Here is a 26,753-nt window from a genome sequence, read left to right on the forward strand (position 1 = left end):
ATGAAGTTCTTAGAAAGAATCGCCCTGGTCCTGTTCAGCCTTTATGGATTTATTGCCTTCACAATTCTCCTGTTAGTACTTTTGCCCGCATTCTTTATTGCGTCCCTATACGGGAAGGTCAAGGGTGGAAATATGATCTATGCAATTTGTGGCATATGGGCTGATATATGGTTATTTCTCATTGGTATAAGGGTTCCAATTATTCATGAGGCAAAGCCATCAGAGGAAAGACCATGCATATTTATCGCAAATCATATTTCTTACCTTGATATTCCAATGATCGTTAAAGTGATACGCGAGCCTGTTCGTGTGTTGGGAAAACAGGAAATGGCTGGCATACCGATTTTTGGTTTTGTTTACCGTAATGCAGTAATAATGGTGAATCGAAAAGATGCTGCACAGCGGGCAAGGTCGGTGGGAGTGCTTAAGAAAATGCTAATGCAGGGCATTTCAATTTTCATATTTCCGGAAGGCACTTTCAATGAAACTGATCATCCCCTCAAATCATTCTATGATGGTGCATTCCGGATCGCTATTGAAACGCAAACATCAATCCAGCCGATAATCTTTCCCGACACGGTTAAAAGACTCTGGCATGGATCGGTGTTTTCACTTAATCCGGGAACCAGCAGGGCAGTATATTTACCAATGGTTAGTGTTAAAGACTATGATCTGCAACATATACCTGAATTAAAGAATAAAGTATTTGATGAAATGGCTGACGCTTTGAACCGTTACCAGAAAAATAGCCACATTGACTGAACCGGCCCATATCGATTTTTTTAATACAAATGCCGAAAGCTGGTATGTGGAAGTGATTCTTCCACTGGCATTGCCGCGGAATTATACCTGGCATGTACCAGCTGAGATGGTTGCTGCCATTGAGCCCGGTGTGCGTGTTGAAGTGGTTCTTGGAAGGAACAAGAAGTACGCCGGTATAGTTAAACGACTTCATCAGGAAAAACCTGCAGCATTTGAACCCAAGGATGTACTGAACGTATTAGATGATACGCCCATTGTGTATCAACAACAGCTTGCATTGTGGGAATGGATGGCCCATTATTACCTTTGTAGTGAAGGGGAGGTTATGCAGGCAGCCTTACCCACTCATTTCAAATTAAGCAGTGAAACCATTTTAGTTTTTAATGAGGAGGCTGGTGAAGATTTCTCTAACCTCGACGATGAAGAGTTTCTTGTTGCCGAAGCTCTTTCTATTCGAAACCAATTACGCCTTACAGAAATTCAACAATTACTGGACGCCTCCCATGTCTACCCTGTTATCAAGCGATTACTTGATAAAAATCTCTGCTTTGTATGGGAAGAATTAAAACAAACCTATAAAGAGAAACACGAAACATTTATACTTCTTAAACCAGAATATCATGAGGAAGATGCACTGGCAGAACTGATGAATAACTGGTCGAGAGCCCCTAAGCAATTGGAACTCCTCCTTGCTTTTCTACATCTTCATAAAACAGAAGGGGAGGTTACCCAACCTGCATTGCTGAAAAAATCAGGTGCATCTGCTGCCCAGTTAAAGGGATTATTGGAAAAGGGAATTCTTATTGCGGAGAAGCGATCTGTTGATCGCCTGCATAGTGTGGCCAGGGAAGTGAATATTAATTTTAAATTGTCTGAACAGCAATCAGAAGCCCTCAATGAATTACGAAATTCCCTTGAACAGAAGGCAGTTTGCCTGCTGCATGGCATCACGTCAAGTGGTAAAACCCAGGTATATGTGAAGATGATGGAAGAGGCAATCAAACAGGGTAAACAGGTATTATATATGCTGCCGGAGATTGCCCTAACAGCCCAGGTGATACGACGCTTACAGCAATATTTCGGAGGTTATATCGTGATATATCATTCGCGATTTAATCCAAATGAACGGGTGGAATTATGGAATAAAGTGAAATCGGGTGAAGCCCGGATTATATTAGGAGCCAGGTCTTCGCTTTTCCTGCCCTTCCAGAATCTTGGCCTCGTTATCTGTGATGAAGAACATGACTCATCCTTTAAACAACAGGATCCTGCTCCCCGGTACAATGCCCGCGATGCTGGCATATACCTTGCCCAGTTATTTTCAGCCCGTACAATTTTAGGTAGTGCAACTCCTTCCCTGGAATCTTATTATAATGCCCAACAGGGCAAATATGGGTTGGTGGAATTGAACCAGAGATACGGTGATATTGCTCTGCCGGAAATTATGCTGGTGGATACAAAGAAGATTCAAACACCTGATAAATCTAAAGTGATCATATCCCCTGATCTTGAAAAGGCAATTACAAAGAGTATACTAAATAATAAACAGGTAATTCTATTTCAGAACCGGCGGGGTTATTCGCCCTACCAGGTCTGCCAGTCCTGTGGTTGGATACCACATTGCCAGCAATGTGATGTTTCTCTCACTTACCATAAGATCAAGCATAAATTAATATGTCACTATTGCGGAACGATATATCCGACGGTAAGCGTTTGCGAAGCCTGTGGCAATCACCATTTCACGCAGCAGAATTTCGGAACTGAAAGAATAGAAGAATCGCTGCAGGAGCTTTTTCCAAAAGCAAGGATAGCCAGAATGGATATTGATGCTGTTAAAGGCAAACATGCGCATGATGCATTGATCCAGCTATTTGAACAACGGCGCATAGATATATTGGTGGGCACTCAAATGGTTGTAAAGGGACTGGATTTCGAGCACGTAGCGCTGGTAGGCATTCTGGATGCGGACGCTATACTTGGTTTCGCTGATTTTCGGGTGAATGAGCGGGGATTTCAATTGATGGAGCAGGTAAGCGGACGGGCAGGCCGTAAAGGGGATCAGGGAAAAGTATTGATTCAGGTACGTAATACCGGCCACCCGGTTTTAAAATATGTTCAGCTACACGATTACAAGGCGTTTGTTAAAGCAGAACTCGAAAGCCGCCACCAATTTGGCTATCCTCCTTTCAGCCGGATGATTCAATTGAGGTTTCGCCACAAACAACCTGAAGTGGTTGCAGGAGCCGCACGGCAGATAGCAGACTGGCTAAAGCCCGTTTTCGGAGCATATCTTATTGGTCCGGCAGCGCCGGTAGTAAACCGTGTTAGGAACCAATACCTGATGGAACTAATGATCAAACTTCCTAAGGACCTTCATTTATTGCAACAATGCAAAGACCAGATCCAGTTATTAACTGCACATCTACATCAGCAACCACCCTATAAATCTGTAATCGTGACCCCCGACATTGATCCAATCTAACATCATTTACCCGCTAATTTTAGAATGCTGTTATAAGTATGAATGAAAATTCCTCTTGTTTGTTGTTTTGCCGCGGCAAGCATTGCTTTCGCAACAGCAGTTGCCTCAACAGGTTTAAAATCCCGCGCGCTTCCCAGCATGAAAATGGAGTAAACCGGTGCTAATACCTGGGCCATTCTTTCACCAAATCGTTTCTCCTTTCTGTCGCCAAGGAGCAGGCTGGGTCTGAATATTTGTACTTGCGGGATATTTTTCCGGCTAACAGATTCTTCTACTATTCCCTTCAGCTTCAGGTAAAAGTTATTGTTATGGGAAGCATTGGCCCCAACAGAAGAAACGAGTATAAAATTAAAAACGCCCTCTTCTGCTGCAACGGAGGCTGCCATTACCGGGATATCATGATCAACTTTTCGATACTCATCGTGGTTCCCTTCAACTTTTTTCATTGTGGTGCCTATAGCACAAAATACTGTTTCGCTTCCCGAAATAGCTTCGCGGTAAGACTCCTGATTTTGGAAGTCAATAATATGTTGCCTGAGTTTGGGATGGAAAATCTCCAGCGAACGTCGTACAAGTACATGCACTTCGCTATAATAATCGTCGGCTAAAAGGTAGTTAAGTAAGGCGTTGCCAATTAATCCGCTTGATCCGAGGACTGTTGCTTTTCGGCCCATATCTTTGAAGTATTATTGTACCATGCAAATTCAGGAAAATTTTTCGCTTCGTGAGTTAAACAGTTTCGGCATAGAAGCAACTGCAAAATATTTTGCATCCTTCGCTGAAGTTGAAGATCTGGAAGACTTGCTTTCGGCTGTCCAACTTTCTTCAATTGTAAATCAGCAGATGTTGGTATTAGGAGGTGGAAGCAATATTTTACTTACAAGAAATTTTGATGGATGGGTTCTTAAAAACGAGATCCTGGGTATTCAGGAACTTCATGAAGATGATGCATACGTATATGTAAAGGTTGGCGCGGGTGAAAATTGGCATTCCTTTGTCCAATACAGCATTGATAATGGTTGGGCAGGGCTTGAAAATCTTTCACTGATTCCGGGTAATGTTGGTGCTTCACCTATGCAGAATATTGGTGCCTATGGAGTAGACCTTCGGGATGTTTTCTGGGATCTTGAAGCATACCATCTTCAGGATAAAATGGTACACACATTTACAGAGGAAGATTGTGAATTTGGTTACAGGGAAAGTGTATTCAAGAATAAATATAAAGGCCAGTTTGTTATACTGAATGTAACTTTCCGATTGCATAAAAAGCCGGTATTTCATACAAGCTATGGTGCGATCAGTGAAGAATTACAAAAAATGGGTATAAAGGAATTAAGTATCCGTGCCATTTCACAGGCGGTAATTAATATAAGGCGGTCAAAACTTCCTGATCCTGCGCAGGTCGGAAATGCCGGAAGTTTCTTTAAAAACCCTACAGTTACCAGGGAATACTTTGAGGAACTAAAACTGGAGTATCCCGAAATAGTCGGGTATTCCTTACCAGGAGATCAGGTGAAACTCGCTGCTGGTTGGATGATAGAGAAATGTGGGTGGAAGGGATGGCGGAAAGGAGATGCCGGATGTCATGAAAAGCAGGCCCTTGTGTTAGTGAATTATGGCGAAGCAAAAGGATCCGAGATTTATTCATTAAGCCAGGAAATTATTGAAAGTGTGGAATTCAGGTTCGGGGTCATACTTGAGCGGGAAGTGAATATTATTTAATTTTTCAAAGCAACAGTTTGATTAGGTTTGTTGTCAATCTTTCAAACCCTATCTATATGCGCATTTTACCAATCTGCTTGCTCCTGCTTTTTTGCAGTATCCAATCTTTCAGCCAGGACCGGATATTCAAGAAAGGCGGCTCCATCCTTAAGGTAAGAATTCTGGAGATAGGGGTGGATGAAATTCGATATAAGTTGTTTGAAGAACCGGAAGGCCCTGCATATGCGATTGAGAAAGACAGGATCCTTAAAATTGTATTTGAGAACGGTCGGACCGAAACCTACCAGAGTAACCTCAAAGACCCAGAGCTATATACCGGCCAATCAAAAAATGCAATTAAGCTCAATTTTCTTTCTCCCATTTTCGGTCATACCCAGTTTGCATACGAAAGAAGTTTAGCGCCGGGTAGATCCATTGAAGCCACAGTTAGCATTATTGGTCTGGGTAGAAATGATATGGTAGAATTAAGTTATTACGACCCGAATATTGGTTACCGTGAGGTTAAGAGAAATGCTGCCGGCCTTGGACTTGGAATCGGCTACAAATTTATCCGCACGCCAGATTTCATTAATAGAAGTGTCAGATATGCTCATCTTTTGCAGGGTTCTTATATCAAACCAGCATTTTACACCGGAGTTTACGGTGAAAATATTCTGGAGTATAAAACCAATACCGTCAACTCCAAACGCACCACTACTTTCTATGGCGCATTGAATGTTGAGTTGGGTAAACAGTGGATCTTTTCTGATGTTTTTTTAGTGGATATCTATGGGGGATTAGGCTATGCATTTGACAATGTGAAATCTGATGATAATAATTGGAGTAGTGCTTCCGATGAATATACTGCCCATCATTTCAGTGTGATCCGCACAACCCGCAGCCCGGGCCTGGCTTTTTCAGGAGGCCTTAAGCTGGGAATGATGTTAGGCAAAAAAAAGAAGACAGATTAAACTATGAGAAATCTTCACTATCGTAATCTTCATCACGATAAGTACTGCTACCCAGATTGACTATAGATCCCATAAGGTCTTTAAACTCTATCCTGTTATCTATAATTTTCTTTGATATTAAGGAATGAGCTGCAAGTCCATGGAGAACAAATTCCATCCATAAAGCAGATTCTTTATCATTGATTTTTGGGAAGTATTTCTTAACCAACGCATGCAGTCCGTCAACTGCATATAACTGAATCAGTTTCTCCTTATCAGAAAGGTTGAATAAGATATCTATATGGTTACCCGAATCAAACCAATTGGTGATGGGTTTATAGGGATTTTCCTCTCCTTTCATGGATTCTTTTCCTGTACCACGGCGTTTCTTTAACGTTTCCGGATTCGGGAAGTATAGAATAAACTGTGAACGGATAGCCTTGTCAACCAGGTTCATCGCCACCTGGTAGGGACCTTCCTGTTCACCTTCATACACCAATTCAATTTTCCCGGTAAGTGATGGTATGATCCCTACCAGATCACTTATCCATACCTGCGTTTGCTTTTCCTTATTGATGATTCCACGGCGCTCAGCAGCACTTATTGCATTTTCGAAGGCGCTGATAGTGAGTCGGGCAGATACGCCACTTTTCTTGTCAACATACTCATTATTACGGGCCTCAAAGGCCACCTGCTCAATTAATCTTTTTACTAAATCACCGATCAATACTCTTTTTGATTGCTCCTCAGCGATGGTAGCCTCCTGTTCGGTAATAGCTAGAGAATCTTCCAGGTTCCTGGGATAATGGGTAAGTATCTGGCTTTCGATCCTGTCCTTTAAAGGCGTTACAATCGAGCCCCTGTTCGTATAGTCTTCAGGGTTAGCAGTAAAAACAAAAACAATATCCAGCGGCATCCGTAACTTGAAGCCTCTGATCTGGACATCACCTTCTTCCAGAATATTAAATAATGAAACCTGGATCCTTGCCTGAAGGTCAGGCAATTCATTGATCACGAAAATACCTCTGTTGCTTCTGGGGATTATACCATAGTGAATAACCATTTCATCAGCAAAGCTTAGCCTAAGATTTGCTGCTTTAATTGGGTCGATATCACCTATAAGATCTGCTACACTTACATCAGGCGTGGCCAGTTTCTCACCATATCTTTCAGAGCGATGAAGCCAATGAATAAGTGTTTCATCACCATGCTGCGCGATCTGGTCTTTTGCAAATTTAGAAACAGGCAACATGGGATCATCATTGATTTCACTACCTGCAACAACAGGAACATATTCATCAAGTAAATTGGTCATTTGACGGGCCATACGTGTTTTCGCCTGCCCCCTCAACCCAAGGAATAGAATATTATGCTTGCTAAGCAGCGCTCTTTCTGTATCTGGAATAACAGATTCATCATAACCTATAATACCTTCAAAACTTTTCTTACCTGAAGAAAGGTTTTTTACCAGATTTTGCCTTATTTCTTCTCGTACCGACCTTGCTTTATATCCTGTAGACTTCAGTTCGCCGAGTGTTGTTATTGAACTATGATTCATTTATTTTATTGCTTTGAAATTTTTGTTTGGGGTATCTTATCCCTTAGTATAAGGTCTTCCTTTTGCCACTTTCAAAATCCTTGAATATAAAAGCTCCAAGATGATCAAGAGAGGCAAAATATGCTTTACCCTGGTTGGTTTCAGTGAACTCATTTACGAATCGCTGCAGATAAGGATCTGATGCGATCATAAATGTGGTGATTGGAATTTTCAATTTCTTGCATTGAGCTGCCAGGTTAAGACAACGGGTAGTAATCTTTCGGTCTAATCCGAAGCTGTTCTTGTAATACCGCTTTCCAATTTTCAGGCAGGTTGGTTTACCATCCGTGATCATAAATATCTGCTTATTAGGATTTCTCCGCCTGCGAAGGATGTCCATGGCAAGTTCTAATCCCGCCACTGTATTAGTATGAAATGGTCCCACCTGCAGATAAGGCAGGTCTTTAATTTCTACCGGCCATGCATCATTGCCAAAAACAACAATATCCAAGGTATCTTTAGGATATTTGGTGGTGATCAATTCACTTAGTGCCATAGCAACCTTCTTTGCCGGAGTTATGCGATCCTCACCATAAAGTATCATTGAATGGGAGATATCAATCATCAAAACCGTTGAGGTTTGAGCTTTAAAATCAGTTTCCCTGATCTGGAGGTCATCTTCCTGCATATTGAATGATTCAATGCCGTGATTGATCTGGGCATTGCGTATGCTTTCAGTAAAATCGATTTGCTCAATCTGGTCACCAAAACGAAATGGCCTGGTATCCGGACTTTGTTCATCACCACCTCCGGGTTTAAAGGTCTGGTGGTTACCCTGGCGCGTTTTCTTTAGTTTACCGAAAAATTCTTCAAGCGATCTTTTGCGAATTCCCTGTTCTGTTTTGGGTGTGATCTTAATAGATCCATTACCGGGGTCCTCATCAATATACCCCTTTGATTTAAGGTCATCAATAAAATCCCCCATTCCATAATCGGGCCTCGTGAGTTCATATTCACGATCTATTTGGTTTAACCATTGCAATGCTTCCCCCACATCCCCGTTTGTATAAGTCAGCAATTGGATGAATAACTCCAGCAATTGCTCAAACGTAGATTTTCCCTTCTCGGGACGAAAACCGGTGAATTGGAACCCTTTCATATTAATTAGGTGTCTGACACATGTTCGAACATCTTCCGAACATGTGTCAGACACTTAAACACATAAACGGAAGAGATGGTTCTCTGAAAGAGCGCCACCGGGAAAATACCCCCCTAAATGTAGCTCATATTGACATATTTTAATATTCGCAAATTCTTTCAGACTTTAATTTGAAGACAACTTATCCGCTTTATTATGATAGCAAGAAAATCTTCCTTCCGTGCATACCTGATGTTTATCCATCTTTTCATTCTGGCACTAAGCGCAAATGCTCAGATTGAAAAAAAATATATGAAAGTGATGTTATGAAAAATGCCACATTGGCAAAGAATTTTGAACCTAATGAAAAGATTTGCTTTGATAAAAGATTCTCAATTAAAGGGCTGTCAGGCGCCAGGAGAGTACTGGGCTGTTTCATGGTTGATACAAAGAGGGGGATCACTGCTGCCAAACCCTTACAAAACGAAATAATCGATAATTGCTCGTTGGATATAAGCAGAAAAAAATTTCTGATGATATTGTTTGGAATGAAGGGTAATGAATACATATATTTTAACAGGGAAGAAAAAATGAAACAATCCGATCCTTCCACATTACACCATTATGTTAGCACTGGAAACACTCACAAAGATCCACTGCAATCTGTGATAGGGGAGAAAATGCTCTATAAAAAACAGCAAACCTGTGAATTCTGTAATGGGAAATACAAAGCTTTCGAATACAGGTCAGCTGATATGAAGGATATTCTCTACCTCTATGGCAAGGATTATCCGGGTGATGTGAAAGCATACTCTTATCTGGGAGCCTATGGCCTGGGCTACCTTAAAACGGATAAGGGGAATTATTTCGTCATGAGTTTTGAACATGGAAACACACAGCTACAGGTTTCTGAGGTCGAAGATTTGGAAAATCTCATGGCCTGTTTTGATCCTTCAGTTTTTCAGATTTATGAAGAAACCAAGGTCGTGGAGATGCTTCAAGAAACTGAGGATAGAACTAATGAGCTAAACCAAAATCTTGTAAGAGATGAACAAAAGATGCTGAATACCAATTTTCCCTGTGCCGCAAAAAAGTATGCACTAAATGTTTACAAAAACGAATCAAACGAGAAGCAGAAAGAATTACTGGAAATGCAGAGTAATGACAAAATTGCCTATTCAAATAAAGCAGATGTTTTAAAAGTAGCAAGCCGTTATGATCCAACCGCGTCTATTAAAATGGATAGGCTACAAACAGAGTATAATCTTTGCATTTTAAAATCAGATGTTGAAAGTGGCAAATGGAGCAAAAACCCTGATAATTACAGCAAAGCGATAGCAAAAATAAATTGTTGGGAAAACAAAGTGAACGAATATAAAAAGATGGAAGATGATATAAAGGCTATTGACGTTCGCTACAGCAACGATAAGGAAAAGGCAGTTGAAGAAAAAATGAAATACCAGGTAAAAAATATTGGGCCCAAAATGGGTACATTAAGGTGTAACCTTTGATATAATTTCTTCTGAATTTTGAGATCCTGACATACCCTTAAAATAGGGACCAGATAGGGACCAGATAGGGACCAGAAGTATGGTTCTCCCTTAGGTTGGGATTGGGAAAGCGGCAAAAAGAGGCCGTCTCAAAATACTAAATGAGACGGCCTCTTTGTAACATGTAGGATTTAAAGTCTTCCTTATCGCGGACTATCGGTTGGTAACATTGAATCAGCAGGGCCTATTAATCCACCTCCTTCAAGGGAGGGTTGTACTGTACTTCCCCCTTTGTAATTCTTCTCGAGCATATCCAGCATTTGCATCAATTGTTGCGTTCCGGCGATCTCGCTCCTCATCGCTTCCTGTTTTCTTTCCGGAAGCTGGCTATAATAGCTAAGCTGCTGCTCGAAATCTTTATGCAACGCCTTGGATACCTTATCAGCCATTGCGGTATGCCCGGCTTTATAAGATGCCTCGAGGAACTTAAAGGTGAAGTAATTATGCTGGTTGTTCTTGGAAACCATCGCATATGGGTTGTTCTCTTCTAAAATTCCCTTATCAGCAATGTCAAGCAGTTTTTTCGCCTCATCCTTCCGGTTAAGGTCGGCAAGGGCACCCGCACCATCTGCATAGGCTGCACGGATGGTATTCAAGTGGAGCCTGTTCTGTTCGTCGAAATAAACGCCTTTTTTATCTGCACTGCCAAATGAGAATTTGTTGATCAGCTTATCAACCATCCATTCAGTATTAATGCCAGTATTTTTAGAAACAGGCACCAGGCGATAAGTAAGACCATCCTTACGAACAAAGTTTTCAAAACCCAGTTCGGATGCAGTATACGGAGCAGTAAAACAAATGGGTCTTTTCCATTTATTGGCTGCAATTATATTAAGGATAGCCAGGTCATTCTTAAGAAGCGTATTCTTATTTTCTGGTATCACTACAGGAACCTGTGAGATAACACTATCATCTTTATTTACAGTTCCGTTGCTTCTTACCAGTTGTTCATCCACAGGCAGAATAAACCGGCGTGCAGGAAGGTAGTTAATACTTTCGCCTCCAGTAAGGGCAACCTTAAAAGCCGGATCTTCACTACCTACAACATTCTTCATTACATCATACAGGTCATAATATTTTTCCTGGTTAACATCTGGTCTTGGATTGTAAACTATATAATCGCGCTTTCGGCCTTGTATCTGATCTGCAGACCAGATCACATCAATAGGATCGCTCTCGTTGATTTTATACCTTAACTGGTTAATGTACCAGTCTATCCCAAGAAGGCTATTATTGATAACCCGTATGTCTGGACGAATTCCTTCCACTTCCTGTGCATACCAGAGTGGATAGGTATCATTATCGCCAAAGGTTATCAGGATAGCATTAGGCGGGCAGCTTTCGAGGTAATCCTTTGCAAGGTCACGCGCAAGGGTCTTTTTACTTCTGTCATGGTCATCCCATTCCTGAACACCCATAACTACAGGTACTGCAAGCATACATACTGCTGCGGCAACCATATTTGAAACCGATTCACTTGTTTTACGCATCAGCCATTCCCTTACCTGAAGAACACCGAGTCCTATCCAGATAGCAAAAGCATAGAAAGATCCTACGTATGCGTAATCTCGCTCACGCGGCTGGTTGCCCGCCTGGTTTAGGTATAGAACAATGGCTAAACCGGTGAAGAAGAACAGGAGTGCCGCCACTATAAAATCACGACGATTGGCGAAATACTGGTATATAGCACCTAATATTCCAAGAAGGAAGGGTAGGAGGAAGAGTTTATTATTTGCTTTATTATTCTTGATACTGTCTGGCAAGGCATCCTGATTTCCCAGGCGCAGATCATCCAGAAAGGAAATTCCACTTATCCAATTACCATCTCTGGCATTGCCCGGACCAAAACCCTGAATATCATTTTGCTTCCCTGCAAAGTTCCACATGAAATATCGCCAGTACATCCAGTTAAGCTGGTAGCCAAAAAAGAATTTTATATTATCGCCCATGCCAGGTCTTTCACCATCAGCAAGGCCCAGCCAATCACGATAGAAGTTTGCATGTCCCTGGTCATTACTTGCATCCCAAACTCTTGGAAACAACATTTTATCTTCCCCGGAATAAACTGGCTTGATATCATAACCTACCTCTTCATATCGATCTGTACCCCTGGAATACTTCATACCAGTTTGCTCATAATCAATAGGGGAGGCTGTAAACACCTGGCCGTATAACAGAGGGAAATCACCATATTGATCCCTTCCCAGGTATCCCACCAAAGAATTGGGGTTATCTACATTGTACATATCTACCGCTGGATTGGCATTAGACCTGATCATGGTGGTGATATAGCTTGAATAGCCCATCAACATGAAAATCACGCACCAGATGCCGAGGCGAAGGAAGTTCCAGTGGTTCTTTTTTGCAACACGAAGTCCATACCATAATAGAACCCCAAGCAACACAAAAAAGAAAATAAAGCCTGAGAAGAATGGCATTCCGAAATTATTTACAAACCGCACATCAAACCATCCTGCCAGTTTAACCGACCACTGTATTACAACAACCTGAACAAATCCTGTGATAAGGCATCCCATTATGAAGGCCCAGAATGTTCCCCAGGGTGTGGCTTCATATCGTTTGAAGTAATAAACCATTACTATCGCCGGAATTGTCAGGAGGTTCAGCAGGTGAACGCCGATGGACAATCCCATCATGAAAAAGATGAATACTATCCATTTATCAGCGCCAGGTTCATCGGCATGGTGCTCCCATTTGAGTATTGCCCAAAAAACCAGTGCTGTGAACAGGGACGAGAGCGCATAAACCTCACCTTCTACTGCACTGAACCAGAAAGAGTCACTGAAAGTATAGGCCAGCGCACCAACAGCAGCTGCACTCATAATAGCAAAAATCTGATTGCCTGTTGGCTCAACCCCACCTGGAGCTACCAGTTTTTTAGCAAAATGGGTAATCGTCCAGAATAGAAAAAGGATGGTAAATCCACTACTCAATGCACTCATTATATTTACTGCGAGTGCCGGGTTGCTTCCTCCGAATATCACAACAAAAAGACGCCCAAGAAGAACAAAGAGAGGCGCACCTGGGGGGTGTGGTACCTGTAACTTATATACACTTGAAATAAATTCACCAGTATCCCAGAGACTGGCGGTGGCTTCCATTGTAAGCAGGTAAACGGAGCAGGCAATTGCACAGATTAGCCAGCCGGCTACAGTGTTCACTTTGTTAAACTTCATAAGTGGTTGGTTATTTGTAAAGCGAGGCAAATATAAGACTCTGCGCATCGCAAAGGCCTAACGCCTAAGGTAATGGCTTACTTTTTTAGGGTTAACTAAATAAATGTGAAAATTAATGATTTATCCAAAGAAGATCTTCACGGTCTGGTAAAACAATCTGTTCTGAAGATATGCATTCTGTGCATGTTCCAGATAGCCTTGCAAGCCGAAAAGTCCGGCCGCATTTCCTTTATTAATAGCAATCTCGAGGTATCCTGCCGCATTAAACATGGCCAGTTTTTCACCCTCCGGAACGTCGGCATAGGTTTCACATATCTTTTCTATGACCTCATCTCTTTTGAAAACTATATTAAAGCTTCTTCCTTTACGCTGGGCTTCGAATTGCTCCCGGGTAATGTTTACTACTACATTTTCAAAATTATCGATATATATGATCTGCCCCTCAATCCATGAATCACTTAATAGGGGCTTAAGCGGGTTTTTTTCATTAAAACTGGTATCGGCTTCACCTATTTCAGTTAAGCGCTTGCCGTTATTGATATCATAGATGGCTTTTCCAAATACCCTGGTACAATAGAGGGTATTTCTATATTCAAGTTTATCTAATGGTAACCCAATTACAATTTCCGGTGATTCTTCCAGTATCATTGAAAGCAGCCCGTTGTCTGCACATAAAATATATTGGTTGCGGTGAAAAGCCAATAGTAACTGTTCAGGACGCCGCTCAAACAGGTTCACCATTACAATATGGAAAGTAAGGTCGGGGAAATTATAAATGGCATTGCGACAGATATAGGCCGCCTGGGGGAAATTAAAGGGACTTATCTGGTGGGTGATATCCACAATATTGAAAGCAGGATCTATTTGAAGCAACTGTCCTTTAACAGCGCCTGTTAGATAATCCTGCAGACCAATATCTGATGTTAGGGTGATAATTGCCATGAATGCTTCCGCGGTAAATGTACTACTTCACCAGTTTGCCATCCTTGAAAAAAAACTGATGTGTAAGTTTATCCGCCCATGAAGGGAAAAAGCGGTTCATGAACACGGCACGTTTGCCCGTAAACGTTAGGACAAGACTACGTTTCCTTTTTTCCATTGATTCAAGGATATTCTGCGCGCATTCAGCAGCAGACATCATACTGGATTCGTCCATTGGAGATTTTCCCTGAGCCTCTGCCTGCGCATTAAGAGCCACTTTCCGGATATTGCTGGCGGTAAAACCTGGTGACACCCACATAACATGGACATTTTTATCGATCATTTCTGTGCGTAATGCTTCAAGCCATCCCTGCAATGCAAATTTAGAAGCAGAATATGCGCTTCTTCCTGGTAAACCCCGATAACCGGCAATTGATGAAATTCCTACTACCATTCCTTTTTGCCTGATAAGTGAAGGCAATGCGAATTTTGTACAGTATACACTTCCGAAGAAGTTCACCTCCATCACCTGACGAAATACTTCCATTTCAGCTTCTTCGAAAAGCGCACGCATGGAAATACCGGCATTATTGATAAGTATATCAATTTCTCCCAGGGTTTCAATGGTAGATTCGATAAATTTTCTGCAATCAGTCTCTTTACTAACATCAGCCACAACGGTATGGAGCATAACATTTGTATATTCCATCTGAAGGTTGTAAAGCTTGTCGTAGTTACGTCCACAGGTGGCCACCCTGGCACCCCTAAGGATCAATGCATCCACCAGCGCCTTTCCGATTCCTTCGCTGCCACCGGTTACAGCCACTACTTTATTGGTAAAAAAAGATGACATATCTGGATAAGAAATTAAACACAAACCTACCCTAAAAATGAGTACTTTGTATAAAGGGTGATGAAAACTTTTCAGAAGTCAACAAACGATATTCATATATTTTTTTAAAAAGTTTCCCGAAAAATTTGGGCAGAAATGTTTTATCCCTATTTTTGCACTCCCAAAACAAAAGACAACAAGTCAAAAGTTCTTACAATAGTTGATCTGGTAGCTCAGTTGGTAGAGCAATACACTTTTAATGTATGGGCCCTGGGTTCGAGTCCCAGCCGGATCACAAGCTTTAAAGTCTCCTCAAAAAGGAGGCTTTTTTTATGCTCCTATTTAGCATTCAAAGCTATATGGGATTTTATCTTTTTCAAGTAACAGTTCTCCTTCTACTTTCATTCTATTACTGCATTTATTCTAAACTCAGGGCCGCTAATCATAAGATTTTTTCAGTAAATTCACCTAAACACATCGCTGTTAAGAATCTGACTAATAACGGCAACATCAATCCCTAAGTAGAAAGTAATTCCCAGTATTTCCTGTTTTAAGCCTGCTTGATACAGCTACCCTATAAACATTGAAGACTTAGAACCACCAGTGTAATATGAAGGTCAACACAAGTACAGTATTTGATATCCTTTCCAGTTTGCGTATATATTTCCAGGGCGATCATGCGATCCGTCATATTGGAACTGATGAACCATATCGGTCGGATCTTTATAATTCATTCCAGATGGACCGGCATGCAAAGGTTGTTGCCGGTACCCATAAACTCCAGAAACGAAAATCCTCTGATAAACTTCTAAGGCGGCTCGATGATAATGAAAAGACATTACTTGCCGTCCGAAACCTGCTGGTTGAAGGCATACGTTCTGGAAAATCAATTACGCCCGGAGCAGAATGGTTGCTTGACAACTTCTACCTCATAGAAGAGCAGGTTGTAATAGCGCGAAAACATTTACCCAAAGGATATAGTGAGGGCCTCCCCAATCTTTCGACAGGTGCATCTGCAGGTATGCCCCGTGTATATGATATCGTTCTGGAAATTATCTCGCACAGTGATGGACGTGTAGATTTTAAAAGCCTTAGTAGTTTCATTTCTTCCTACCAGCAAGTCACGGTTCTGACACTTGGTGAATTATGGGCTATCCCAATTATGCTTCGCCTTGCAGTAATCGAAAACCTGCGAAGGGTTTCAGGAAAGATAGCGCTTGACATGGTTGACCATAACCTCGCGGAATATTGGGCTGATAAAATGATCGCGGCCGTACAGGAAGATCCGGGTAGCCTCATTCTTGTGATTGCAGATATGGCAAGATCAAAGCCGGTGCTTGATAGTCCCTTTGTTGCAGGCTTTACACGAAAACTTCAAGGAAAGGGCCCTTCCCTGGCATTGCCATTATCGTGGATGGAGCAACAATTGACGGCTCTTGACATGACGAGCAATGACCTGGTTAGGCAGGAAAACCAGAAACAGGCCGCAGACCAGGTATCTGTGAGAAACAGTATAGGTACACTTAGATTTCTGGGATCAACAGATTGGCGCGAATTTGTTGAAGCATTAAGCAGTGTTGAAAATGTATTGCGTGAAGACCAAACCAGTACTTATTCGATGATGGATTTCGCTACGCGCGACAGGTATAGGCATGTTGTTGAATCCATATCAAAAGGGAGTGATCTATCTGAAACAGCTGTAGCCCAGAAAGCTCTTGAACTGGCAGCGCTCAATCATGGCGTTGGAGTAAGTTCTATCCGGAAACAGCATGTAGGTTATTACCTGGTTGATAAAGGTCGGAAATTGACGGAGCAGGCTGCGGGCATGCGCTACTCAATCAAAGAAAAACTTCTCAATAGCGCTGCCCGGATGCCGGTATTTATTTACCTCAATTCCATTGCTTTGATCAGCATTGTTATTTCTGCAGCAATGGTTTATATGGCATGGGACAATGGTTATAAGAATAAATGGATACTATTGATTCTTGGTTTGGTATCATTGGTAGGTGCATCACAATTGTCGGTATCCCTTGTTAATTGGATCTCAACCATCTGGATTAAGCCGGAAATGTTGCCCAGGATGGATTTTTCAAAAGGTATTCCTCCTGAATACCGCACCCTTGTAGTTGTTCCAACTATGCTTTCGGGTAAAGCATATATTGAAGAGATGGTGGAAGCATTAGAAGTGCGGTTCCTTGCAAACAGGATGGAGCATCTTCACTATGGTTTACTAACGGATTTCCCGGATGCTAAAGAAGCCACAAAGCCCGGTGATGCCGAACTGGTAGAATATGCCAGCATGCTGATCAATGATCTCAACCAGAAATACAATAAAACACAATATGATACATTCTTTCTATTTCATCGCCCAAGAACCTGGAATGCCAGGGAAAAGATCTGGATGGGTTATGAAAGAAAAAGAGGTAAACTATCAGCATTGAACGGGTTGATCAGGGGAAGAAGCCAGAATGAATTTTCAACCATTATGGGAGACTACCATGTGTTGACAAATGTGAAATATGTTATCACACTAGATTCTGATACCCAACTTCCACGCGAATCTGTATGGAAATTCATAGCAACTATGGCCCATCCCCTTAACCATCCAATTTTGGATCCGGTTAAGAATCGTGTTATTGAAGGGCATGGTATCCTACAGCCACGCGTGGCATCCTCCATCCCTACAATGGCCCCTTCCTTATATCTGTGGATGCAGGGTAGTGTTTCCGGAATTGATCCCTATACGCGGGTATCATCAGATGTTTATCAGGATTTATTCAAAGAAGGATCATTTATTGGGAAAGGCATTTATGATGTTGAGGTTTTTGACAAAGTGCTTGACCAGGTTTTTCCTGAAAACAGGATCCTCAGTCACGATTTGCTGGAAGGTTGCTACACCCGCTCAGGCCTGTTAAGCGATGTATTATTATATGAAGATAATCCCTCACGATATCATGATGATGTAAAAAGGCATCACAGGTGGATAAGGGGCGACTGGCAAATTGCAGCCTGGATATTACCCTTTATTCCAACAAAGAAAGGAGGATTAACAAAGAATAAATTATCCGGATTATCAAAATGGAAAATATTTGACAACCTCCGTAGAAGCCTCGTACCAATAGCTTTGCTGATTCTTTTACTGATTGGATGGTTTGTTCTTCCACTTCCATGGTTCTGGACGCTGGCAGTGACTATCATGATACTTCTTCCTGTGGTTGTAAATACAGTTTGGCAGCTTATGCATAAACCAATCGATCTAACGGTTAAGGCTCATCTAACAGAAGTGGGTGCATCTGTGAATGGTGCCCTTATCCGATTTGTTTTTAATTCAGCTGTACTGCCATATGAAGCATTTAAGTTCACCGACGCTGTTTTGCGAACTTTATGGAGATTATTGATAACCCGCAAAAAACTTCTGGAATGGACACCCTCTGCATCCTCATCCCGGAATAATGAGAACGATTTGCTGGGGTCATATTCAAGTATGTTCATTGCACCATTTCTTGCCTTAACCTGTTTGGTATTATTCCTCCAATCTCCTTCCGAAGCACTTTTTATAGCCCTGCCTTTTCTGGTTCTATGGACACTGGCCCCTGCAATTTCATGGTTCCTCAGCCAACCAGTAAAAGAAGATAGTCTGGAGTTGCCAGAAGAACAAATTCTATTCCTTCAAAAAGCAGCACGTAAAACATGGATTTATTTTGAAGAGTTTGTTACCTCACGCGATAACTGGCTTCCTCCTGACAACTACCAGGAACATCCCGTTTCTGTTATTGCTCATAGAACTTCACCTACTAATATGGGTTTGGCTTTACTCGCCAACCTGGCAGCCTACGATTTTGGATATATCTCTGCCGGAAAACTTTTAATACGATGCCGGAACACATTAGAATCGATGTCTAAACTGGAGCGATACCAGGGGCATTTTTATAATTGGTACGACACCATTTCAATGTTACCGCTGAATCCCCGTTATGTTTCTACCGTAGATTCCGGAAATCTTGCAGGTCATTTATTGACCTTGCGTCAGGGATTAATTTCTCTTCCTACTGAAAAATTAATTCGCAGGCAGGAATTTTTGGGTCTTATAACAACCGCAATGTTGATGAAGGAACATTCATCTGCACATCAATCCAGTGCAGTAAAAAAATTGCTCGAACTTTTAAATACATCTGCTGAACAATCCAATTCACTTCCTGACATAAAGACTAACCTGGGCAAAATCATTGAAATTATTGATGTGCAAATACTTGAGGAAACTGATATCAATAATGAATTCTATAAATGGCTGAACCGGTTTTCGGAACAGGTGAACCTGGTACGCAATGACCTTTATGCAATGGTGCCCTGGATGTCGCAAATGCCCATACCGGAAAAATTTACTTCTATATTTTCACTGGTAGATGTACCGAGTTTGAACAGTTTAATTCAGGCTCCCATCCAGTTGGACAATGAATTGAAGTCCCTTGAAAACTCTGAATTCACCACTGCTGAAAATAACTGGCTGCAGAATATACGATGCCTTCTACAAAAAGGAAGTCATCTCGCACAGGAAAGAGTTTCTCTTATAGAAGAACTTTCAACACGCTGTGAACAATTAAGTACAGTTGAATATGATTTCTTGCTCGACAAATCGACCAGTCTTTTACGCATAGGCTATAACGTTGAGGAACAAAGGAAGGACAATAGTTATTATGATCTGCTAGCCTCAGAAGCAAGACTGGGAATATTTGTTGGAATTGCCCAGGGCAAATTACCCCAGGAAAGTTGGTTTTCTTTAGGCAGACTATTGACCAATTCCGGTGGCGAGCCAATCTTGCTTTCATGGAGTGGATCCATGTTTGAATACCTGATGCCACAACTGGTAATGCCTTCCTATGATAATACTTTGCTCGATCAAACAAGCAAGGCTACTGTTAAAAGACAGATCGAGTATGGTGATCAACGTGATATTCCGTGGGGAATATCTGAATCTGCCTATAATATGGTTGACACAAACCTGAATTATCAGTATAGGGCATTCGGGGTGCCGGGCCTTGGCCTTAAACGCGGTCTGGAAGAAGATCTTGTTATAGCTCCTTATGCATCTATGTTAGCCTTAATGGTATCGCCTGGCAAAGCAACAGCGAACCTTCAACAGCTTTCTAAAGATGGATTTTTGGGAGAGTTTGGATTTTATGAAGCTATAGATTATACAGCTAGCAGACTTCCTCGTGGAAAGGAAAGTATCATTGTCCAATCTTATATGGTCCATCACCAGGGTATGGGATTTCTTGCTATGGCATATGTGCTTCTTAACAGGCCCATGCAGCAGCGTTTTGTGGCAGAACTCCGTTTTCAGGCCACTTTGTTGCTTCTGCAGGAGCGCATACCACGCGCAACTTTATTTTATGCACACACTGCTGATATTATTGAAACGCATACAGCAACCACTGACATTCAGGTGAGGAAACTTAATACCCCTAATACCTTTATTCCCGAGGTTCAATTACTAAGTAATGGTCGTTACCAGGTAATGATATCCAATAGTGGCGGAGGTTATAGTCGTTGGAAGGATATTGCTGTAACGCGATGGAGGGAAGACACTACCAAAGACGACCGCGGTATTTTCTGTTATATAAAAGATGTTTACACTGGACGTTTCTGGTCAAATACCCACCAGCCTACCCTTCAGGTTGGCAAAGGATATGAGGCTGTTTTTTCACAAGGCCATGTTGAATTTCGCAGAAGCGATTATGGAATTCATACAAAAACGGAAATAGTGATTTCGCCGGAAGATGATACAGAAATGAGAAGGGTGAAGTTAACCAATCGATCTCAATCTGTGAAAGTACTTGAAGTTACGAGCTATGCTGAAATAACTATGGCATCACAGGCTTCTGATGAAGCTCATCCCGCTTTCAGTAATCTATTTGTTCAAACAGAAATAAAGCCAGAAAACAGGGCCGTCTTTTGTACCCGAAGAGCCCGTTCCGCAAATGAAATACCACCATGGATGTTCCACCTAATGCAGGTAAATGGTGTAACAGCCGATTCGGTTTCTTATGAAACAGACAGGATGCGATTCATAGGAAGGGGTAATACGCTGGCAGATCCCCAGGCAATGCATCATGATGTATTATCCGGCACCGATGGATCAGTGCTTGACCCCATACTTTCAATACGATATCGATTTAGCCTGAAACCAAATCAGTCGGCAACAATTGATATGATCTATGGTATCTGTGATACAAAAATTGCCTGTGAAGGTCTTATGCATAAATATCGTGACCAACACCTCAAGAACCGGGCATTTGAATTATCATGGACGCATAGCCAGGTATTATTGCGACAAATTAATGCAACGGAAGCTGACGCCCAGTTATATGATAGGCTGGCAGCTTCAGTAATATATTCCAACCCAGATCTTAGAACTGATCCGGCAATTATAAGGAGTAACCTGCGTGGACAATCAGCATTATGGAGCCACTCTATTTCCGGAGATATCCCTATTGTATTACTTCATATATATGATGAGGAAGGAATTGATCTTGCCAGGCAAATGGTACAGGCGCATGCATACTGGCGGCTTACCGGACTATCAGTTGATCTTGTGATCTGGAATGATGATCATGGCTCATACAGGCAGATGTTACAGGAAGAGATATTAGGATTAATAAGCCTTGAATCAGGCGGATCACCAGGTTATACAAAACCTGGAAATATTTTTGTAAAAGCTGCCGATCAGCTATCTACGGAAGATCGTATACTTTTCGAAAGTGTTGCAAGAGTCATTATTCATAGCAATAAAGGAAGTTTAGCTGGCCAGGTTCACAGGCATTATAAAGAACGAAGCCTGCCGGCTTTACTGGAAGTAAAGGAAACACAAGTAGTAGAAATGCAGCATACGATGTCATTACCAAACAATCTTGTTGCATTCAACGGAACAGGTGGATTTACTCCCGATGGCAAAGAATATAAAATCATCACCGATTCAAACAGGCAAACACCGGTGCCATGGGTAAATGTGATAGCTAACCCCGATTTTGGCACCGTCATTTCAGAAACAGGCTCCGCCTACACCTGGGCTATCAATGCACATGAATATCGCATCACACCCTGGAACAATGATCCGGTTAGTGATGTGGGGGGAGAAGCGTTTTATATCCGCGATGAAGAAACGGGTAATTTCTGGTCGCCCGCACCATTCCCGGTAAGAGGAAATATGCCTTATGTTACCACACATGGATTTGGCTACAGTATTTATGAACATCTTGAAAATGGAATTTTCTCCGAGATGATGGTTTTTGTTGATACAGTTTCACCTGTTAAATTCATCCAATTAAGGATAAAGAATCAATCGGGCAGGGTACGTAAACTTTCAACAGTCGGATATCTTGAAATCATATTGGGTGATCTACGTTCAAAAACCAATATGCATATCCTGTCTGAACAGGATACCGGCAGTGGAGCTTTATTTTTTCGCAATAGGTATAATACAAGTTTCGCCGAAAGGGTATCGTTTTTTAAAGTTGATATTGCGAAACCCGGTTTCACCACCGACCGTTCTGAGTTCATTGGACGTAACAGGAATCTGCAAGACCCTCAAGCGCTCCATCAGAAGAAATTATCGGGCAGAACCGGAGCAGGTATGGATACATGTGCAGCTTTGCAGGCAAAATTTGAGTTACTCGATGGAGCGGAAAAGGAAATCGTATTTCTTGTGGGAAATGAAGAAAACTCCTATGCTGCTAATGCATTAATTGAAAAGTTTTCTTCCCGCGAGTCGGTTATAGAAGCCTTCCAACGATCAAAAGATTATTGGAATGATGTGGTAAATGCGGTACAGGTAAACACGCCGGATTCTTCTTTGAATTTGCTTGCAAATGGCTGGCTTACCTATCAAACCCTCGCATGCCGGATCTTTGCCCGCAGCGGGTTTTATCAATCCGGTGGAGCTTTTGGCTTCCGTGACCAGCTCCAGGATGTACTGTCAATTATTCACACTCGTCCCGACCTCGCAAGGCGTCAGATACTCCTTAGCGCATCCCGACAATTTGTGGAAGGTGATGTTCAACATTGGTGGCATCCACCGGAAGGGAGAGGTGTTCGCACAAGATGTAGTGATGACCTCTTATGGTTGCCTTATGTGGTTTCAAAATATCTCGATGCTACGGGTGACATGGAATTGCTAACCGAAAACGCAGGCTATCTTGAAAGCAGGCAACTTAATTACGGCGAGGATTCATCCTATGATCTTCCGGTTAGTGGAATACAACATGGACCAATCTATGAACACTGTGTGAGGGCAATAAAACATAGCCTGAAATTTGGTAAACACGGCCTGCCGTTTATTGGGTCCGGAGACTGGAATGATGGCATGGACCAGGTTGGCCACCATGGTATCGGAGAGAGCGTATGGCTTGCCTTTTTCCTCTATGATATTCTGATGAAGTTTGAACAGGTTGCCATTGATCATGGAGATCCGGATTTCGCCAGCACATGTAAAATTGAAGCTGTAAAATTACAAGCCAATATAGAACTTGCTGCATGGGATGGTGAATGGTATAAACGTGCATGGTTTGATGATGGAACCCCATTGGGATCCAAAGAAAATACTGAATGCCGTATTGATGCTATTGCCCAAAGCTGGTCAGTATTGTCAGGAGCGGGTGACAAACAAAGACAGTTAGAAGCAATGTCATCCCTTGAAAAGTATCTTGTTAAAAGGGAAATGAACCTGATCCAGTTACTGGATCCTCCTTTCGAAGGCGATGGATTGAATCCCGGCTATATAAAAGGATATGTACCTGGAGTGCGTGAAAACGGAGGACAATATTCTCATGCTGCTGTCTGGGCTTTAATGGCTTTTGCAAAACTGGGACAGCGCAATAAGGTATGGGAGTTCTTCAACATGATTCAACCTATAGGGCATGCTTCCAACCCGGCAGAAGTACAGGTTTATAAAGCCGAACCCTATGTTATGGCAGCGGATGTTTATGCCAATGAAATGCACAGGGGAAGAGGTGGCTGGACCTGGTATACGGGTTCCTCAGGATGGCTTTACCAATTTATCCTTGAATCATTCTTAGGAATGAGACTAAGAAAAGATAAACTTTATTTCAATCCTTGTTTTCCTGCAGAATGGCCCGATGTCTCTATAAAATACAAATTTAAAACCTCAGTTTACCATATAAACCTTTTCCAGAAGGAGGGAGAGGGAGAATCCTCCTCAATTTCAGATGGGAAAGAAAACATGGGAAATTTTATTAACCTGGTTGACGACGGTAATGAACACCATGCATCAATATTTGTGTATGAAAAATAGCTTGCATATTTCATATATTGTGTCATATTAACACGATGAAATAAAGTCATATGAAACCGACCATTTTTTTTGTAGTTCTGGCACTCTTTGCCAGCAATGTTCTTTCTCAGCAATGGACAGAAGTCAACAAGGGGAATTTCAGGTTAATAACCAATAAAGGAGGACGTATTCTCGGATACTCTCCAAATTCTGGTATACGAATAATATCGAAAGATGGTTATGCATTCAAGGATTTGAACAGGAATGGCAAACTTGACATCTATGAAGATTGGCGGAATTCATTTGAAGCGAGGGCAAAGGATCTGGCTTCTAAAATGACAATTGAGCAAATCGCCGGACTAATGTTGTATAGTGGTCATCAATCGATACCGGCTCGTTCCAGGGGTTTTGGAAGCGGCACCTATAATGGTAAACCTATTAGTGAAAGTGATGCAAAAGCATATGATCTTAGTGATCAGCAGAAGCAATTTCTAAGTAAGGATAATTTGCGCCATGTTCTTATTACAAGTGTGGAAAGTCCGGATGTTGCAGCACGCTGGAATAATAATCTCCAGGCTATGGTGGAGGGTTTGGCGCTCGGCATACCAGCCAATACAAGTTCTGATCCCCGCCATAATGCTATCGCCTCAACAGAATATAATGCAGGTGCAGGTGGAAAAATTTCAATGTGGCCTGAAGCGCTGGGTCTCGCTGCCACTTTCGACCCCAAAATAGTACTTCAATTTGGAAAAATAGCAGCCAGAGAATACAGAGCGCTTGGCATCACTACAGCCTTATCCCCACAAATTGACCTCGGCACAGAACCACGGTGGAATCGTATAAAAGGAACTTTTGGGGAAGATCCATATTTATCGGCGGATATGGGCCGGGCCTATATTGATGGATTTCAGACTTCTGAGGGAGTGGATGAATTGAAAGATGGATGGGGATTTAGCAGTGTTAATGCAATGGTGAAACATTGGCCAAGTGGCGGGCCTGAAGAGGGTGGAAGAGATGCTCATTTTGCTTATGGTAAGTTTGCCGTTTATCCAGGTAATAATTTTGAATTGCAAATGATCCCCTTTCTGCAAGGTGCATTCAAACTTTCTGGCAAAACAAAAATGGCATCTGCTGTGATGCCTTATTATACGATCAGCTTTAACCAGGATAAAAAATATGGGGAAAATGTTGGAAATGGTTTTTCCAAATACATCATCACGGATCTGTTACGGAAAAAATATGGATATGAAGGAGTAGTTTGTACTGATTGGCTTATTACCGCTGATGAAGGTAAGACGCCTGATATTTTTGCGGGTAAATCATGGGGTGTAGAGCGCGAGAATTTAGCCCAGCGTCACTACAAGGTTCTCATGGCGGGTGTAGATCAATTTGGCGGAAACAATGCTTCTGCACCTGTAATAGAGGCATATCAGATGGGCGTTAAAGAGCATGGTGAAACATTCATGCGCAATAGATTTGAACAGTCAGCTGTCAGGTTATTGTTGAATATTTTCAGAACAGGCATTTTTGAAAACCCCTATCTGGATCCGGAGAATTCAAAACTTACTGTTGGAAAGGCTGAGTATGTAACCGCAGGTTACCAGGCCCAGCTTAAGTCGATTGTAATGCTAAAGAACAGGCTTAATGTACTGCCTTTGCAAAAAAAGAAAACAGTATATATCCCCAAAAGGCTTAGTCCGGCAATGCGTGATTGGTTCGGTAATCTTACACCTGAAAAATTGGATTATCCTGTTAACATGGAACTGGTAAAAAAATACTTTAATGTAAGTGACGATCCAGCAGTTGCTGATTTTGCATTGGTTTTTGTGAAGAGTCCGATGGGTGGTGTTGGTTATGAGAAAGATGATCGGGAAAAAGGGGGCAGTGGATATGTACCTATATCGCTGCAATATTCACCATATACGGCAGTAAATGCGCGAGAGAAAAGTATTGCCGCGGGCGATCCCCTAGTTGATCCTTCTATAACTGATCGTACATATAAAGGGAAATCATTTACAGCATTAAACCATGCCGAACTGAAATCAATACTTGATACCAGAATTGCGATGGCAGATAAGCCGGTCATAGTAAGTGTGGAGGCATCCGGCCCAATGATATTCTCAGAATTTGAGAGTAAAGTTGATGGAATACTGCTGGGTTTTGGTGTTCAGGATCAGGCGATTTTAGATATTCTTACAGGAGTTGAACCATCGGGACTACTCCCTGTTCAAATGCCTGCTGATATGAAAACGGTGGAAGAGCAATTTGAAGATACACCTCATGATATGAATTGTCATGTTGATGCACAGGGCAATAAGTATGATTTTGGTTTTGGACTTAACTGGAAAGGAAAAATTTCAGATAAACGTACAGAAAAATATAAGAAACGTAAATAAG

Annotated in this window: 13 protein-coding genes and 1 tRNA gene; 8 read left to right on the forward strand and 6 right to left on the reverse strand. The window is 41.9% G+C overall.

The window, feature by feature from the left end:
* On the forward strand, positions 1 to 762 hold the full coding sequence (locus tag HY58_RS05545) for a 1-acyl-sn-glycerol-3-phosphate acyltransferase (protein WP_039129047.1): 762 nt from the start codon (positions 1 to 3) through the stop codon (positions 760 to 762).
* Positions 755 to 3,244 (forward strand): primosomal protein N', encoded by a 2,490-nt coding sequence (gene priA, locus HY58_RS05550; RefSeq protein ID WP_253271507.1) that lies wholly within the window; start codon positions 755 to 757, stop codon positions 3,242 to 3,244. Before HY58_RS05545 ends, priA begins: the two co-directional genes overlap by 8 nt.
* A 2-nt stretch (positions 3,245 to 3,246) precedes the next feature.
* Here the strand turns inward: priA and HY58_RS05555 are convergent, their stop codons facing one another.
* Positions 3,247 to 3,918 (reverse strand): NAD(P)H-binding protein, encoded by a 672-nt coding sequence (locus HY58_RS05555; protein WP_039129050.1) that lies wholly within the window; start codon positions 3,916 to 3,918, stop codon positions 3,247 to 3,249.
* 22 nt (positions 3,919 to 3,940) lie between these two features.
* Between HY58_RS05555 and murB the strand changes: the two genes are divergently transcribed.
* Together murB and HY58_RS05565 are read left to right on the forward strand one after the other, a co-directional pair.
* Positions 3,941 to 4,966: a UDP-N-acetylmuramate dehydrogenase gene (gene murB / locus HY58_RS05560; protein WP_039129054.1), complete on the forward strand. Its 1,026-nt coding sequence runs from the start codon at positions 3,941 to 3,943 to the stop codon at positions 4,964 to 4,966.
* Between the two features lie 56 nt (positions 4,967 to 5,022).
* Positions 5,023 to 5,916, forward strand: a complete 894-nt coding sequence (locus tag HY58_RS05565; protein WP_039129056.1) for a hypothetical protein — start codon at positions 5,023 to 5,025, stop codon at positions 5,914 to 5,916.
* A gap of 1 nt (position 5,917) precedes the next feature.
* Here the strand turns inward: HY58_RS05565 and HY58_RS05570 are convergent, their stop codons facing one another.
* Both HY58_RS05570 and HY58_RS05575 read right to left on the reverse strand, forming a co-directional pair.
* Positions 5,918 to 7,453 carry a magnesium chelatase gene (locus HY58_RS05570; RefSeq protein WP_039129058.1) on the reverse strand — a complete coding sequence of 512 codons (1,536 nt, stop codon included), beginning with the start codon at positions 7,451 to 7,453 and terminating at the stop codon, positions 5,918 to 5,920.
* A gap of 43 nt (positions 7,454 to 7,496) precedes the next feature.
* Positions 7,497 to 8,591, reverse strand: coding sequence for a VWA domain-containing protein (locus HY58_RS05575; RefSeq protein ID WP_039129060.1), 1,095 nt, complete (start codon positions 8,589 to 8,591; stop codon positions 7,497 to 7,499).
* A gap of 512 nt (positions 8,592 to 9,103) precedes the next feature.
* Between HY58_RS05575 and HY58_RS05580 the strand changes: the two genes are divergently transcribed.
* Positions 9,104 to 10,081 (forward strand): hypothetical protein, encoded by a 978-nt coding sequence (locus HY58_RS05580; RefSeq protein ID WP_156123585.1) that lies wholly within the window; start codon positions 9,104 to 9,106, stop codon positions 10,079 to 10,081.
* 182 nt (positions 10,082 to 10,263) lie between these two features.
* On the opposite strand, the gene HY58_RS05585 is transcribed toward HY58_RS05580, so the two are convergent.
* The 3 genes from HY58_RS05585 to HY58_RS05595 all read right to left on the reverse strand — a co-directional run bounded on the left by HY58_RS05585 (position 10,264) and on the right by HY58_RS05595 (position 15,091).
* Entirely contained in the window at positions 10,264 to 13,317 is a 3,054-nt protein-coding gene (locus HY58_RS05585) for a DUF2723 domain-containing protein (RefSeq protein ID WP_072037582.1), read from the reverse strand.
* 120 nt (positions 13,318 to 13,437) lie between these two features.
* The gene (locus HY58_RS05590) at positions 13,438 to 14,259 is read right to left on the reverse strand and encodes an S-adenosyl-l-methionine hydroxide adenosyltransferase family protein (RefSeq protein ID WP_039129063.1); all 822 of its coding nucleotides are present in this window, start codon (positions 14,257 to 14,259) and stop codon (positions 13,438 to 13,440) included.
* A gap of 22 nt (positions 14,260 to 14,281) precedes the next feature.
* Positions 14,282 to 15,091, reverse strand: a complete 810-nt coding sequence (locus HY58_RS05595) for an SDR family oxidoreductase (protein ID WP_039129066.1) — start codon at positions 15,089 to 15,091, stop codon at positions 14,282 to 14,284.
* 201 nt (positions 15,092 to 15,292) lie between these two features.
* Between HY58_RS05595 and HY58_RS05600 the strand changes: the two genes are divergently transcribed.
* The 3 genes from HY58_RS05600 (at position 15,293) to HY58_RS05610 (ending at position 26,752) form a co-directional block, all read left to right on the forward strand.
* Positions 15,293 to 15,365: transfer RNA gene (locus tag HY58_RS05600), tRNA-Lys, on the forward strand.
* Between the two features lie 315 nt (positions 15,366 to 15,680).
* The gene (locus tag HY58_RS05605; protein WP_039129070.1) at positions 15,681 to 24,377 is read left to right on the forward strand and encodes a GH36-type glycosyl hydrolase domain-containing protein; all 8,697 of its coding nucleotides are present in this window, start codon (positions 15,681 to 15,683) and stop codon (positions 24,375 to 24,377) included.
* A 50-nt stretch (positions 24,378 to 24,427) separates the two neighbouring features.
* Positions 24,428 to 26,752, forward strand: a complete 2,325-nt coding sequence (locus HY58_RS05610) for a glycoside hydrolase family 3 N-terminal domain-containing protein (protein ID WP_039129073.1) — start codon at positions 24,428 to 24,430, stop codon at positions 26,750 to 26,752.
* Position 26,753 lies beyond the last annotated feature (1 nt).

It is taken from the genome of Flavihumibacter sp. ZG627 (assembly GCF_000814325.1).
GTDB lineage: Bacteria > Bacteroidota > Bacteroidia > Chitinophagales > Chitinophagaceae > Flavihumibacter.

Bases quoted from the DNA above. Each gene is read 5' to 3' on its own strand.
- HY58_RS05610 (WP_039129073.1), top strand. From the start codon at position 24,428: ATGAAACCGACCATTTTTTTTGTAGTTCTGGCACTCTTTGCCAGCAAT.
- HY58_RS05575 (WP_039129060.1), bottom strand. From the start codon at position 8,591: ATGAAAGGGTTCCAATTCACCGGTTTTCGTCCCGAGAAGGGAAAATCT.
- HY58_RS05580 (WP_156123585.1), top strand. From the start codon at position 9,104: ATGATATTGTTTGGAATGAAGGGTAATGAATACATATATTTTAACAGG.
- HY58_RS05585 (WP_072037582.1), bottom strand. From the start codon at position 13,317: ATGAAGTTTAACAAAGTGAACACTGTAGCCGGCTGGCTAATCTGTGCA.
- HY58_RS05555 (WP_039129050.1), bottom strand. From the start codon at position 3,918: ATGGGCCGAAAAGCAACAGTCCTCGGATCAAGCGGATTAATTGGCAAC.
- HY58_RS05545 (WP_039129047.1), top strand. From the start codon at position 1: ATGAAGTTCTTAGAAAGAATCGCCCTGGTCCTGTTCAGCCTTTATGGA.
- HY58_RS05595 (WP_039129066.1), bottom strand. From the start codon at position 15,091: ATGTCATCTTTTTTTACCAATAAAGTAGTGGCTGTAACCGGTGGCAGC.
- HY58_RS05605 (WP_039129070.1), top strand. From the start codon at position 15,681: ATGAAGGTCAACACAAGTACAGTATTTGATATCCTTTCCAGTTTGCGT.
- murB (WP_039129054.1), top strand. From the start codon at position 3,941: ATGCAAATTCAGGAAAATTTTTCGCTTCGTGAGTTAAACAGTTTCGGC.
- HY58_RS05565 (WP_039129056.1), top strand. From the start codon at position 5,023: ATGCGCATTTTACCAATCTGCTTGCTCCTGCTTTTTTGCAGTATCCAA.
- HY58_RS05590 (WP_039129063.1), bottom strand. From the start codon at position 14,259: ATGGCAATTATCACCCTAACATCAGATATTGGTCTGCAGGATTATCTA.
- HY58_RS05570 (WP_039129058.1), bottom strand. From the start codon at position 7,453: ATGAATCATAGTTCAATAACAACACTCGGCGAACTGAAGTCTACAGGA.